At 68.2% G+C, this 13,812-nt stretch carries 12 protein-coding genes; 9 read left to right on the forward strand and 3 right to left on the reverse strand.

The genetic code is table 11. The features are described from left to right. Positions 1 to 178: 178 nt before the first annotated feature. Positions 179 to 1,360, reverse strand: a complete 1,182-nt coding sequence (xylA, locus tag ACHAA4_RS05195; protein WP_435773130.1) for a xylose isomerase — start codon at positions 1,358 to 1,360, stop codon at positions 179 to 181. A 107-nt stretch (positions 1,361 to 1,467) separates the two neighbouring features. On the opposite strand from xylA, the gene ACHAA4_RS05200 reads away from it, so the two are divergent. Next, on the forward strand, positions 1,468 to 2,847 hold the full coding sequence (locus ACHAA4_RS05200; protein ID WP_435773131.1) for an ROK family transcriptional regulator: 1,380 nt from the start codon (positions 1,468 to 1,470) through the stop codon (positions 2,845 to 2,847). 105 nt (positions 2,848 to 2,952) lie between these two features. Here ACHAA4_RS05200 and ACHAA4_RS05205 read toward each other — a convergent pair whose 3' ends face one another. Then, positions 2,953 to 4,272 (reverse strand): aldose epimerase family protein, encoded by a 1,320-nt coding sequence (locus tag ACHAA4_RS05205; RefSeq protein ID WP_435773132.1) that lies wholly within the window; start codon positions 4,270 to 4,272, stop codon positions 2,953 to 2,955. A 320-nt stretch (positions 4,273 to 4,592) separates the two neighbouring features. On the opposite strand from ACHAA4_RS05205, the gene ACHAA4_RS05210 reads away from it, so the two are divergent. Continuing rightward, positions 4,593 to 5,381, forward strand: coding sequence for an HAD family hydrolase (locus ACHAA4_RS05210; protein ID WP_435773453.1), 789 nt, complete (start codon positions 4,593 to 4,595; stop codon positions 5,379 to 5,381). 184 nt (positions 5,382 to 5,565) lie between these two features. Here the strand turns inward: ACHAA4_RS05210 and ACHAA4_RS05215 are convergent, their stop codons facing one another. Further along, entirely contained in the window at positions 5,566 to 7,281 is a 1,716-nt protein-coding gene (locus tag ACHAA4_RS05215) for a carbon starvation CstA family protein (RefSeq protein ID WP_435773133.1), read from the reverse strand. Between the two features lie 136 nt (positions 7,282 to 7,417). Between ACHAA4_RS05215 and ACHAA4_RS05220 the strand changes: the two genes are divergently transcribed. From ACHAA4_RS05220 to hpt, 7 genes are all read left to right on the forward strand, one after another. Continuing rightward, positions 7,418 to 8,143: a GNAT family N-acetyltransferase gene (locus tag ACHAA4_RS05220; RefSeq protein WP_435773134.1), complete on the forward strand. Its 726-nt coding sequence runs from the start codon at positions 7,418 to 7,420 to the stop codon at positions 8,141 to 8,143. Continuing rightward, positions 8,136 to 9,428: a DNA glycosylase AlkZ-like family protein gene (locus ACHAA4_RS05225; protein ID WP_435773135.1), complete on the forward strand. Its 1,293-nt coding sequence runs from the start codon at positions 8,136 to 8,138 to the stop codon at positions 9,426 to 9,428. Before ACHAA4_RS05220 ends, ACHAA4_RS05225 begins: the two co-directional genes overlap by 8 nt. 139 nt (positions 9,429 to 9,567) lie before the next feature. Next, positions 9,568 to 10,047 carry an inorganic diphosphatase gene (locus tag ACHAA4_RS05230; RefSeq protein WP_106122356.1) on the forward strand — a complete coding sequence of 160 codons (480 nt, stop codon included), beginning with the start codon at positions 9,568 to 9,570 and terminating at the stop codon, positions 10,045 to 10,047. A 158-nt stretch (positions 10,048 to 10,205) separates the two neighbouring features. Continuing rightward, entirely contained in the window at positions 10,206 to 11,036 is an 831-nt protein-coding gene (locus tag ACHAA4_RS05235; RefSeq protein ID WP_435773136.1) for an oxidoreductase, read from the forward strand. 66 nt (positions 11,037 to 11,102) lie between these two features. Further along, positions 11,103 to 12,173, forward strand: a complete 1,071-nt coding sequence (locus ACHAA4_RS05240; protein WP_435773137.1) for a zinc-dependent metalloprotease — start codon at positions 11,103 to 11,105, stop codon at positions 12,171 to 12,173. Then, the gene (tilS, locus tag ACHAA4_RS05245) at positions 12,170 to 13,177 is read left to right on the forward strand and encodes a tRNA lysidine(34) synthetase TilS (protein WP_435773138.1); all 1,008 of its coding nucleotides are present in this window, start codon (positions 12,170 to 12,172) and stop codon (positions 13,175 to 13,177) included. Before ACHAA4_RS05240 ends, tilS begins: the two co-directional genes overlap by 4 nt. Positions 13,178 to 13,216: 39 nt before the next feature. Then, complete coding sequence (gene hpt / locus ACHAA4_RS05250) at positions 13,217 to 13,768, forward strand: hypoxanthine phosphoribosyltransferase (protein WP_435773139.1); 552 nt, start codon at positions 13,217 to 13,219, stop codon at positions 13,766 to 13,768. The last annotated feature ends 44 nt before the right edge of the window (positions 13,769 to 13,812 follow it).

A 13,812-nucleotide genomic window follows, 5' to 3' on the forward strand; every position in this document is an offset into this window, starting at 1 on the left:
CCCGGGCTGGGCCGCCCCTGAAGGGTCGGCCGTGGAAACCGGCGGGCGGAGCTGGCGGGGATGGCGGGGATGTGTTGCGAGGGTCTCACAGCGGTGGCCGGCCGCCCCAGTTTCCTGGTGCGACCGGCCACATGGTGAGGCTGAAGCTGTTCGACCGAGGCTCGGCAGAACGTGAGGGTCAGCCGATCAGGTGCTTCATGGCCAGCTGGTTGAGGTTGACGAAGCCGTATTCGCGCTCGGCCGCCTTGTCCACGTCGAAGTCCTCGTAGGTGGAGGTGTCGGCGAGGAAGTCGCTGAGCGACTCGCCTGCGGCCAGGGTGGACTCGCCGAGCTCGTAGACGCCGGAGGCCTTGAGCGCCGCCTGGACCTCTGGGTCGGCGCGGAAGGCCTTGGACTTGTCCGCGAGCATGGTGACCATCTCGACGTTGGCCTTCGCCGAGTCCCAGATGCCCTGCACGTAATCGGTGCGGGAGGGCTTGTAGTCGAAGTGCATCCAGCCGTCATAGTTCGGGCCGCCACCGGGGAAGCCGTTGACCAGCAGGTCGATGGTGAAGAAGGCCGAGGCCAGTTCGCCGTGGCCGAAGACCAGGTCCTGGTCGTACTTGATCGAGCGCTGACCGTTGAGGTCGATGTGGAAGAGCTTGCCCGCCCACAGGGCCTGTGCGATGCCGTGGGTGAAGTTCAGCCCAGCCATCTGCTCGTGGCCGGTCTCCGGGTTCAGTCCGACGATGTCGCCGTGCTCGAGCTTGGCGATGAAGCCCAGCGCGTGGCCGATGGTCGGCAGGAAGATGTCGCCGCGGGGCTCGTTGGGCTTGGGCTCCAGCGCGATGCGCAGGTCATAGCCCTTGTCCTTGATGTAGCTGGCGATGGTGTCGACGCCCTCGGCATAGCGCTCGTGAGCGGCGAAGAGGTCCTTGGAGCCGTCGTACTCGGCGCCCTCGCGGCCGCCCCACATCACGAAGGTCTCGGCGCCGAACTCGGCGGCGCGGTCGACGTTGCGCAACAGCTTCCGTAGGCCGAAGCGGCGCACGGAGCGGTCGTTGGAGGTGAGCCCGCCGTCTTTGAAGACCGGGTGGGAGAAGGTGTTGGTGGTGACCATCTCGACCTTCAGGCCGACCTCGTCCGCGACCTCCTTGAAGCGGGTGAAGTACTTCTCCCGCGCGGCGTCGTCGGTGCCGAAGGGCGCGACGTCGTCGTCGTGGAAGGTGACGCCGGACGCGCCGGCCTCCTTCAGCTTCGGCAGGTACTCCCACGGCTCGAACTCGGGACGGGAGGCCGAACCGAACTGGTCCTGCGCGGTCCATCCGACGGTCCACAGACCGAAGGAGAGCTTGTAGTCAGATGCTGGCGTCGATGCCATGGGGGCCTCCTGCAAGGATTGTTCCGGGTGCACCGGGAAGGCTGTGACCCGGCACTCATTTTGTTTCTAGATGTAACCTAAATCGTATTGGGGCTAAGATCAAGTCCGTGACCCAAGACACTACCCGCAGGACTGCAGGACTGAGGCTGAACACCGCGTTCGGCGTGACCTCTCGCGGCTCGTTGGCCCGGCTGGGCCGCAGCTCCGGAGACGACCACGGCGACTTCTCCCGCTCCCCCCGCGGCGAGGGCGGCGTGAGCGACCAGTCCTCCCGTCCCGGCGCCCGCCAAGAGACCCTGCGCGAGTCGAACCTGCTGCTGCTGACCGAGGAGATCTTCTCCGCCGTGGAGCCGCTCTCCCGCGCCGACCTGGCGATGCGCACCGGCATGACCCGCTCCACGGTCTCGCGCCTGGTCGATGATCTGCTCGCGGCCGGGATCATCCGAGAGGGCTCTCCAGCCGTCGGCGGAGGATCCCGCGGTCGGCCCGCGGTTCCGCTTCACCCGGCGCGCGCGACCCTCGCCGGGCTCGGCGTGGAGATCAGCGTGGACTTCATGGCCGCCCGGGCGCTGGACCTCACCGGAGAGACCCTGGCCGAGGAGATCATCGACGGAGACTTCCGCGGCTCGGATCCTTCCGAGGTGCTGCCCCGGGCCGGCGCGATGGCGCTGCGCGTGGCCCAGCAGGCAACTGCTCGTGGCGCGCGCGTGGTCGGCACGGTCCTGGCGCTGCCGGGCCTGATCGGCGCCGATGAGCACTCACTCGTGCTCGCGCCGAACCTCGGCTGGCGCGGCGTGGACGCCGTCCCGCTGCTGGTCGGGGAGCACCGTGATGCTTTCGGTGGATTCATCCATGCCGCGAACGAGGCCAAGCTGGCCGCGCTCGCGGTCGCGCAGGAGCTCGCCGCGAAAGATCAAGAGGAGCAGACCTTCCTCTACGTCTCCGCGCAGATGGGCATCGGCGCCGCCGTGGTCATCGAATCAGTGGTCGATGTCGGGCAGCACGGCTGGGCAGGGGAGATCGGTCACATCTCGGTGGAGCCCGAGGGGCCGCAGTGCGGCTGCGGGGCACTGGGCTGCCTGGAGACCTACGCCGGAAAGCGGTCGCTGCTTGCGGCCGCCGGGATGGAGCGCAGCGCCACCGCCCAGGACCTGGTGGAGCTCAGTCAGCGCGACGACGACGCCGGCCGGACCGCCTGCGAGGCGATCGACCGCGCCGGATGGGCGCTGGGCGTGGCGTTGGCCGGTGCGATGAACCTGCTCGACGTCCATGACATCGTGCTGGGCGGGGTCTACGGCCCGCTCGCGGACATGCTGCGTCCGCGCATCGAGAAGGAGCTCAACTCCCGGGTGCTCTCCGCCCAGTGGAGCACGTTCCGGGTGCGCACGGCCTCGAGCCAGGCGGCACCCGCGGCCACCGGTGGGGCGCTGCGCGCGATGCGCTGCGTGGTGGACGCGCCGCTGCAGTGGGTCCCGCAGCCCGGGTGAGCCCGGCCACGGGCGGCGCCGCGGCTCCGCGCGCCTGAGTGGCGCCGCAGCTCTGGCTGCTGCGCGCCGCAGATCCAGCGCGTGAGCCGCCGCGGCTGAGGGTGCTCAGTCCGGCCGGATGGCTTCGATGCTGAAGCCGGTGCGGAACCATGCCCCAGGAACCAGGTGGATCAGGTCCTCGCCGCTGTTGAGCGCGTCGGGCGGGCAGGTCATCGGTTCCACGGCGATGCCGGCGCGATCGATCCGCTCACCGGTGTAGATCTGGACCCAGGGGGAGTCGGCGATCATGCGCACCACGAACCCGGAAGGGCCGTGGATCAGCTCCGCGGTCCATCCCTCCTCGGGAAGGTCGGTGAACGCGTGATCGAAGCTGCGCCCGGCCAGCAGCGGACCTTTGGTGAGATCGAAGTCCTGGGAGACCGTCTCGCGGCCGGTCACGGCCCCGTCGGCCTCGGTGTGGAGCACGGTGCGTGCAGGAAGCCGCAGTCGGCATTCCGTCAGCGACGCCCCACCCACGGTGAGGTAGGGGTGGAAGCCGGCGCCGAACGGCGCGGTCTGTGGGGCCGAGGCGGGTGCCACCTCAGTGTCCGCGACCTCAGTTTCCGCGACCTCGGTGTCTGCGACGTCTGCGTCATGGCCTTCGTCGTCGGCGAGAGTGAACTCAGCAGAGGCCGTCTCCCGGTCCTCGCTGGCGGAGACGGCCAGATCAAGCTCTGCGTCGTCAGCGGCTTCACCGGCGGCGTCATCGTGGAGCGATCCACCATCGGCGGCGTCTTCGCCCGCCGTCTCGTCATCCGCTGTCTCATCAGCGCCAGTGTCAGTGTCTTCGGCAGTGTCTGCGTCTTCGGTGGTGTCGTTGTCAGCGGCGTCGGCCGGGCTTCCGCTCTCGGTCTCCTCGATGCCGGGCTGCGCGACGTCATCCTGGTCCTGCTGGGCGGCGTCGTCCTGCTCCGTCGTCGGCGCGCCGGTCTCCAGGACGTCGTCCTTCTCGAGCTCCTCGGGGCGGTAGCGGGCCATCAGGGTCGCGGCGAGGCCGACGTCGGCGGAGACCCGGTAGGTCAGCGCGATGTCGAGGCCGAAGGGGTAGCCCTCTGAGCTCTCCATCCAGCCGGCCAGCCGCACCTCGGACTCCTTCTCGGAGACCACGTGCAGCGGCAGGTCGGTAAGCAGCCCGTGCAGCGCTGCACCAGTGCCCTCCTCGTTGATCGGGAGCACGTGCTCCGTGCCTGCGTAGGTGTAGCTGCCGCCCTGGGTCCGGTTGGGCCACGGGGCCAGAACGGCCCCTGCGAAGGCGCCTTCGGTCTTCGCCGCGGGCACGATGAGCTCGTCCTCATGGTGCGTGAGGGTCAGCAGCTGGCCGCCCAGAAGGCTGACCTCTGCCGTGTAGCCGCCTCCGGTGATGGAGACCGAGTTCGTCGCGTTCATCAGTGGTGCCCCCTACGAAGCGTCGCAATGCTCCGCGTTTCCCTGCCGCTGCCTCGATCCGGCTGAGGACCAGGTGGGTCGGGGCAGTGAAACGCAAAGTTACATGTGTGGCAACAGTACCTAAAACGCGACAGTTCGGCCTATTCGAGCCCAACCAGCGGTGGTGAGGGTGCAAGACTGGCTCATAAGGCATAATGGCCGGTTACCCCTTTCAAGCGAGTGTGATGACAGTGAATATCTCCGCAATGACAGCTTCTGAAGAATTCTCGATCCCTGCCGCGGGCGCCGGTGGCAGCTTCTCCCATACGCCGGGGAAGAAGATGGTCTGCCTTGACGTCGACGGCACGATCGTCTTCCACGACGGCCGGATGTCCGACGCCGTGAAGGAGGCCGGTCGCGCCCTGGTCGCCGACGGCCACACCGTCGTGGTCTCGACCGGGCGTTCGTTGCCGGCGACGTTGCCGGTGATCGAGACTTTCGGCATCGAACACGGCTACGCGGTGTGCAGCAACGGCGGGGTGACCGTGCGCATCGACGTGTCCCTGGAAGAGGGATACGAGGTTCTGGATCGGCGGGTGTTTGATCCGGCCCCCGCGCTGGAGGCGCTGGTGGACCGGTTGCCGAACGCGCGCTACGCCATCGAGACCTCGGTCGGGGACTTCCTCTCCACCGAGCGCTTCGAGGACATGTCCTTCGGCCTCGATGCCCGCGGTGTGAGCTTCCAGGAGATGAAGGAGGCCGAAGCCGTCCGACTGGTCGTCAATTCCACCGAGTCCACGGCCGAGGAGTTTGCCATCGCCGTGCAGAGCATCGGCCTGCATGGGGTGACCTACTCGGTGGGTTGGTCGGCCTGGCTGGACATCGCTGCCGCCGGCGTCACCAAAGGCTCCTCCCTCGAGACGCTGCGTGAACGGCTGAAGGTGCCCGCCGAGGACACCGTCGCGGTCGGCGATGGGCGCAATGACATCGAGATGCTCGGCTGGGCCGCTCGTGGCGTGGCCATGGGGCAGGCTCCCCGGGAGGTCATCGACGTCGCCGACGAGCTCACCGCTCCGGTGGAGGACGACGGCCTGGTCCCGGTCCTGCGGAGTCTCCTGACCCAGGACTGACGCCTCGGGTCTCCAGCGCTGAACTGCGGGCTCGCGTTGAAGATCGCGCTGGAGTAGCTCCCCGGGCGACGTTGAGAGCCATCAACAGATCGAGTGGGCGATCTGAGGGAATCCAGCGGGCATTCCGGCCCGGAGAATCACTCAGATCGCCCACTCGATGAGGGTGGGGTTCTAGGACATCAGCTCAGCGCAGGGGCAGCTTCTCGTCTGCGGTGAGCGCGACGTCGTCCTCAGGCTCCTTCTCTCCGCGCCATGCCCGCTTCATGGACATGATGCACTCCGCCAGGACCCAGACCGCGGCGAAGATGATGACGACGTTGATGGAGAACAGCAGCCACTCGCCCTCGTTGAAGAAGCTGAAGACCTGGACCACTGCGGCCCAGGAGCTCATCACGAGCACGAACGCCATCGGGATCAGCACCGGCAGGAACGGGCGCTTCTTGCGCATCAGCATCACCACGATGATGCCCATGGTGAGTGAGGCCAGCAGCTGGTTGGTCGTGCCGAAGAGCGGCCAGATCAGCATGCCGCCGGAGCCGTCGGCGCCCTGGGAGAAGGTCAGGCCTCCGCCGACGAGGATCACGATGACCGTGGCGGCGATGACGCCGATCCGGACCTTGGCGAGTTCGCCGATCTCCTGGACCACGAAGCGCATCAGACGCACCCCGGTGTCCATGGTGGTCGCGGCGAAGAGCACCGCCATGGTCGCCAGGATGGTGGCCGAGAGGTCCACCGGGATGCCGAGGCCGGCGTTGACGATCGCGCCGCCGCCTTCGACGAAGTTCCCGACCGGGTTGTCGTTGAAGGTGGCGTAGACCTCTTCCCACTGGGTCAGCGTCTGGAAGCCTGCGGTGGTCGCGATGATCGCGCCCAGCGCCAACAGTCCCTCACCGACGGCGCCGAAGTATCCGACGAAGCGGGCGTCGGTCTCACGGTCGAGCTGCTTCGAGGTGGTGCCGCTGGCCACGGTGCCGTGGAAGCCGGAGATCGCGCCACAGGCGATGGTGACGAAGAGCAGCGGAACCATCGAGGGAGTGCCCTCGGGCAGGTTCGTGTTGATCGCCGGAGCCACGATGGTCGGGGTGGCGAACATGGTGGCGCCGTAGAGGATGCCCAAGCCGATGAACAGCTGCACGCCGTTGATGTAGTCACGCGGCTGCAGCAGCACCCACACCGGCAGCAGCGAGGCGATGCCGGCGTAGAGGAAGAGCACGATGATCCAGACGCCGTTGGGCGCCAGGCCGAAGGTGCTCTCCGGCAGCTCGATGGGGTAGGAGTTGCCGATGATGATCAGTCCATAGAGTGCGATGACTCCTACTGCGGTCACCACCAGCAGGTTCCAGCGGAACCGGTAGATCGCCTGGCCCACTCCCAGGGCGACGATCAGGGCGCCCCAGGTCGGGATGACCGCACCTGGCTGGGCGACCAGCAGGTTCGAGATCACCACGGCGAATGCGGCGACCACCATGAGCAGCAGCAGGAAGACCACGACCAGGAACAGGTTGCGACCGCGGGCGCTGATGTAGCGGCCCGAGAGTGTGCCGATGGACTGCCCCCGGTTGCGCTGCGAGGCCCAGAGTGCCCCCAGGTCGTGCATGCCTGCGATGAACACGGTGCCGATGGTGACCCAGAGGAATGCCGGGAGCCAGCCCCAGATCACGGCGACGGCGGGGCCCACGATGGGTGCGGCGCCGGCCACTGAGGTGAAGTGGTGACCCCAGAGCACGTAACGGTTGGTGGGGACGTAGTCCACGCCGTCGTTGAACTGGTGTGCCGGAGTCTTGAACTCCGCGTTGAGCTTGTAGACCTTCTTCGCGAGGAAGCGCGAATACAGGAAATAGCCGCCGAGCATCATGGCGATGCCGATCACGGCGATGACCAGAGAGTTGACCCCGTCCATCTGTCCTCCTCATTGAGGGGCGCCTGCAAAAGGGCAGGCGCCGGTTACGGTGCGATTGATGTGATGCCAGACATAGTACGCGCCTATGTGTGAGCAGGGACACTGCGTGGCTGCGCCGCGGAGCTAGGATCGGGTGATGCCACAGCCCAGCGATCACTCGGTGACCCCCGCACGGACCTTGGAGGAGCTCTGGCCGCCCTTCGGGCTGTTCATCGAATCCCCCCGACTTGTGATGCGGGTGGTGCGCGAGGCCGACTTCCCCGCCTACGCGGCGGCCGCCGCATCAGGGGTCACACACACCAGCAGGAACCCGTTCCGTCACCCCTGGAATGAGAAGGGGCCGGAGGATCTGGTCAAGGGATCCCTGCCCTTCCTCTGGTCCACCCGCTCGGCGATCGGCCCGGATCATTGGCACCTGGCGTTGGGGGTCTTCCTCAAGGTGGCCGACGACGCGCGCGGTGGCGCCGCCGAGGAGTCCGGCACGCTGATCGGGATGCAGGACTGCTATGCCCAGGACTGGACGGTGCTGCGCACGATCAGCTCCGGCAGCTGGCTGCGTGCGGATCGACAGGGGGAGGGAGTGGGCACCGAGGCCCGGGCGGCGATGCTGCTCTGGGCCTTCGACCATTTCGGCGCCGAGTACGCCGAGTCCGGTGCCTACACCTGGAACGAACGGTCCCGACGGGTCTCCGAGACCCTGGGGTACTTCACCTCCGGCACCCGGCGAGTCCCCGACGCCCACGGCGAGAAGCCCGAATGGGAGCACATGTTCCGGCTGCCGAAGAACGACCTGCTCCGCCCGCGCTGGCAGATCCAGGTCACCGGCAACGACGCGCTGAAGAGCTTCTACGGCCATGACTGAACCCGTCCCGAGCTCCCCGCCGGAGACGACGGCCGCGAGGACACTGACGCCCGCGGTGTGCGTGAGCACCGACTGGGTCCGCGCCGTCGTCACAGCTGCCCAGCACATCCCTGCTCCGGCCGGCCCCGGACACTATGCCAGCGCGGCGGAGGTGCTGCGCGGGATCGGGCTGATCCAGCTGGACCCGCTGACCAGGGTCTCCACCGCCCAGCGGCTCACCACCCTGACCCGGCTGCCGCGCAGCGCCCGGGCAGAGGACGTCGACTCCTCGCTCTGGCCCGCGGGGGCCCCGCTGCATGGGGCGCCGGTCTCCTTCGAGGCCTTCACGAAGGTGGCCTGCGTGTTCCCGATCGAGGACTGGCCGCTGCTGCAGCTGAGCCGCGAACGGGTCCGCGAGACCTATGCGCTGCGCCTGGATCCCAAGATGCGCGCCCAGATCCGCGAGGTGGTCGCCGCGGCGGAGAACGGCGCTCAGATCGGTGCCATCGAGGCCGCGATGGGGGCTGCACGCACCACCGGATGGAACTGGTCGGAGATCAAGCATGCCGCGGAGCTGATGGTCCGTACCGGGGAGCTGGTGATCACTGCGCGCAACGGGATCATCCGGCTCTTCGACCTCCCCGAGCGTGCCCTGCCGCCGGCGGTCCTGGAAGCGGCTCACCTCCCGCCGGACCAGCTGCGCGCCGACCTCGCGCGCCGCGCCGCCGGCACCCTCGCGGTGATGACCGTGGCCGACTTCGCCCACCACTACCATCTCTCCACCCCCGACGCCGCCAGAGGGATCGAGCTCGCCGGACTGGTCCCGCTGCGGGTCCAGGGGTGGAAGGACCTCGCCTACTGCGACCCGGAGCTGCTGGATCAGGCGCCCGCCGTCGCTGACACCGCGGCCGACTCCTCAGCAGAGACCGCCGCCGCTGCTGGAGGCCCGCCCGGGCCGGGCACCGCTCCGGCCGCCCAGTCGCGGCTCATCGGCCCCTTCGACCCGTTGCTGCGCGACCGCGGACGGGCCCGGCGGATCTACGACTTCGACTACACCTTCGAGGCCTACGTTCCCAGGGAGAAGCGGCTCTACGGCCACTATGTGATGGCCGTGCTCTGCGGCACCGAGATGGTGGGTCGGGTGGATCTCCAACGCGTGGGCGAGGTGCTGCAGATCAACCGGATCTTCCCCGAACGTGGACACAGCACCCGCTCGGTCACCGCCCGCGTCCGCGCCGGGGCCAGGACGCTGGGAGACCAGCTCGGCACCGAGGTGGAGCTTCCCCGCCGTCTCGGGAACCGGTGACCGTGGGCGGCCAAGACCGTTGACCGGGCGCAATGTGTACGCTTGGGCGTGGACGCGGCCGCGCGGGAAGCCTTCACCGGCGTTCCGTGCGGTCGCACAGCAGTGCTCTTGACGCTCAACACTAGGAGAATCCGTGGCCCTGACTCACGACGTCACCGTCGAAATCCCAGAAGGCTCCCGCGTGAAGTACGAGATCGACCATGAGACCCACCGTCTCCGTCTCGACCGCGTGCTCTTCACCCCCATGCAGTACCCCACCCACTACGGGTACTTCGACGACACCCTCGGGGAAGACGGTGATCCGCTCGACGCGATGGTCTGGATCCCAGGCGTGGACCTGGTCCCCGGCGTCGTCGTGGAGTCCCGCCCGGTGGGCGTGCTGAACATGACCGACGACGGCGGCGGTGACGCCAAGCTGCTCTGCGTGCCCAAGGACAAGCGCTTCGACCACATCCAGGAGCTCGAAGATGTGGATCAGTGGACGCGCCAGGAGATCGAGCACTTCTTCACCCGTTATAAGGACCTCGAGCCCGGCAAGTGGGTCAAGATCGAGGGCTGGGCCGGCCGCGCAGAGGCTGAGGCCGAGCTGACCCGTTCCATCGAGCGCTTCAAGGGCTGAGCCAGCCCGATTTCTCATCGAGTGGGCGATTCGAGGGATTATTCGGCCGTTCTGGCCGGTGATTCCCCCTCAAAACGCCCACTCGATGTGTGCCCGCCGTCTTCTGCGTCGTCAGGGCGCTCGCGGACCACGCCCCCGACCACGCAAAGGCCCACTGCATGACCTCCTCACAGCCCGTCGCGCTGGTCACCGGAGCCTCCTCCGGCATCGGTGCCGCGACGGCCCGCCGGCTCGCCGCCGCCGGATACCTCGTCTACGGGGCCGCGCGCCGTGCTGAACGCCTCGAGGAGCTGCGCGTGGACGGCGTCGTCCCGCTGGTGCTGGACCTGCTCGACGAGGGCTCGCTGACCGCCGCCGTCGAACAGATCCACGAAGACACCGGTCGGCTCGACGTGCTGGTCAACAACGCCGGCTACGGCGCCTTCGGAGCGGTGGAGGATGTCCCGCTGGAGGAGGCGCGTCGGCAGTTCGAGGTCAATCTCTTCGGCCTGGCCCGCCTGGTGCAGCTGAGCCTGCCGATGATGCGCTCCCACGGGACCGGCACCATCATCAACGTCTCCTCGGTCGCGGGACGGGTGGCCGGACCCATGGGCGGCTGGTATCACGCGACGAAGTTCGCGCTGGAGGGCTTCAGCGACTCGCTGCGCCAGGAGGTGGCACCCTTCGGGATCCGCGTGGTCGTGGTCCAGCCCGGTGCGATCAAGACGGAATGGGGCGCCAATGCGCTCCTCGCGGCCCGCTCCGCCTCAGGCAATGGACACTACTCCCACCGCGTCGAGCGCCTGGCCCGAGGCATCCTGAACCCCGACGGCGTGCAGCGCCGCGCCTCCGGACCTGAGGTCATCGCCCGGGTGATCGAGCGGGCAGCGGGCTCTCCCCGTCCCAGGACCCGCTACGCGCTGGGACACCTGGCCTGGACCGGACTCTTCGGCCGCCGGATGCTCAGTGACAAGCTGCTGGACCAGATCACCGGCCGGGTGATGGGCTGAGGCTGAGCTCGGCTGCCGGACCGGGGCACGGCGCTGACGTCGAGGTTGTTGTGATGTGATGGAACGATGAACAGCATCTCCACCGCCCGAGCCAGCGACCTGATGATCAACTGGGAGCTCGCCAGCACGACGGCGGCACGAGTCGCCCCGGCAGGACCCCGGTTCAGCGCAGCCCAGGTCAGCCACGAGGTGGCCGCGCTGCGCGGCGCCGCCGCCGAGGCCGTGGACCACGTGCACCGCATCACCGGCCTCGAGGCGGCCCGGAATCTCGGCACCGACCCCGCCGAGACCCTCGTCGTGGACCGCGCCACCTGGTCCAAGGCCAATGTGGAGAGCTTCCGTGAGCTGCTGGGACCGGCACTGAAGATCGCCCTGGAGCAGAAGCCCGAACTCGGGAAGGAGGGCTCCAACGCGCAGGTCTTCGGATCCTCCTTCGCCGGCGCCGAGCTCGGCGCGGTGCTGGCGTTCCTCTCCGCCAACGTGCTCGGCCAGTTCGACCCCTTCACCCAGAACCGGCTGATCCTGGTCGCCCCGAACATCGTGGAGATCACCACCGAGCTCAACGTGGTGCCCGAGGACTTCCGACTCTGGGTATGCCTGCATGAGCAGACCCACCGGGTGCAGTTCGCCGCCGCTCCCTGGCTCGCGGATCACCTCAAGTCCAAGATCACCGAACTGAGCTCCTCCACCATGGGCATGGCCTCCGGGCTGGGGGACCGGCTCGGCGAGGTGATCGAGCAGATGCGGGCCGGCCGCGGGCTGGTCGAGGTCATCCAGACCCCGCAGGACCGCGAGACGATGTCCCACCTCACCGCTGTGATGAGCCTCCTCGAGGGTCACGCCAACGTCATCATGGACAGCGTCGACGCCTCGATCGTGCCCTCCGTGAAGACCATCCGGCGGCGCTTCGAGGCCCGCGGAAAGACCCGCACCCCGCTGGAGAAGTTCATCCGCAAGCTGCTCCAGCTCGACGTGAAGGCCGCCCAGTACCGGGACGGACAGAAGTTCGTCGGTCACATCGTGGACACCATCGGGATGGACTCCTTCAACATCATCTGGGAGTCGCCCGAGCACCTGCCCACCGAGCACGAGCTCCACCACCCGCAGGAATGGATCGAGCGCATGGGACTGGCGTGAGCCCCCGCTTCCCCGACTCGGTCAACCGCGCTCGACGCGCGGTGGAAGCCGCACTGGACCCCGAGGGCCTGACCCTGGTGGCGTGCTCCGGGGGAGCCGACTCCCTCGCCCTGGCAACCGCCGCAGCCTTCCACCGCGCGCAGGACGCGGCCCAGGTGGGCGCCGTCGTCGTCGACCATCAGCTCCACCCGGAGAGTGAGCAGGTCACCGCGACCGCGCTGGCCCAGCTCACGCGGCTGGGACTGGCTCCGGTGATCTCGGTGACGGCAGCCGTGGACCCGGACTCGGGGGAGGGCCCAGAGGCGGCCGCCCGGACGGCCCGCTACCGCGCCTTCGCGCAGGCGCTGGCGCAGACCGGCGCCACCCGGATGCTGCTGGCCCACACCCGCGACGACCAGGCCGAACAGGTCCTGCTCGGCCTGGCCCGCGGCTCCGGCACCCGCACCCTGGCAGGCATCCCGGCCGTGCGCGGACCGTTCCGGAGACCGCTGCTCGGCCTCACTCGGGCAGACACCGAAGAGATCTGCGCCCATGCGCAGCTGCAGCCCTGGCAGGACCCGGCCAACGCCGACTCGCGCTTCCTGCGCTCCCGGGTCCGCACCGAGATCCTGCCCTACCTCGAGGCCCAGCTCAACGGGTCCATCCGGGAGTCGCTGGCGCGCACCGCGCAGATCGCCGCCGAGGACGCGGCCTATCTGGAGGAGCAGGCGAAGGCCCGGTTCGCTCGGCTGCTCGAGGATCCCGGGCCGCAGGGAGAGCTGCGGATGGAGCTGCAGGCGCTGCTCGAGGCGCCGCCGGCGATCCGTCGCCGGGTGATCGCGCTGGCCGTCGTCGCCGCCGGAGGGTCCAACCCCTCCTTCGAGCGGCTCACAGCGGTGGAGAAGCTCCTCACGAAGACAGGATCGGCGGGCCCGATCGAGCTCGAGGGCGGGGTTCTCGCGCACCGCGGGACGCGGGGGAGCCCGGACTATGCGAAACTTGTCATCGTTCCACGGCTGGACTGAGGAACGCGAGACTCACCTACAAGGAGCTGGACACCACCCATGGACGCTCAGGATGTCAGTGCAGATCTCACCGAGGTGCTCTACACCAAGGAAGAGATCGACGCGAAGATCAAGGAATTGGCTGCGGTCATCGACCGGGACTATGCAGACAAGGACGTGCTGCTGGTCGGAGTCCTCAAGGGCGCGGTCATGGTCATGGCCGATCTGGCCCGGGCGCTGCGCTCCCACGTGACGATGGACTGGATGGCGGTGTCCTCCTACGGATCCGGCACCAAGTCCTCCGGGGTGGTGCGCATCCTCAAGGACCTCGATGCGGACCTGATGAACCGCCACGTGCTCATCGTCGAGGACATCATCGACTCCGGGCTGACGCTCTCCTGGCTCAAGACGAACCTGGAGTCTCGCGGGCCGGCGTCGCTGGAGATCTGCACCCTCTTCCGCAAGCCCGACGCCGTGAAGGTCGACATCGACGTGAAGTACGTCGGCATGGACATCCCGAACAAGTTCGTCGTCGGCTACGGCCTGGACTTCGCCGAGAAGTACCGCAACCTCGACTGTGTCGGGATCCTCGCTCCGCACGTCTACCAGTGAGCTGGCGGCGAACGTCGCCGGACAGGTTACCCGTGTGACGTGGA

This window comes from Nesterenkonia maliinae, from assembly GCF_051262655.1.
In the GTDB taxonomy this organism is placed as follows: Bacteria; Actinomycetota; Actinomycetes; order Actinomycetales; family Micrococcaceae; genus Nesterenkonia.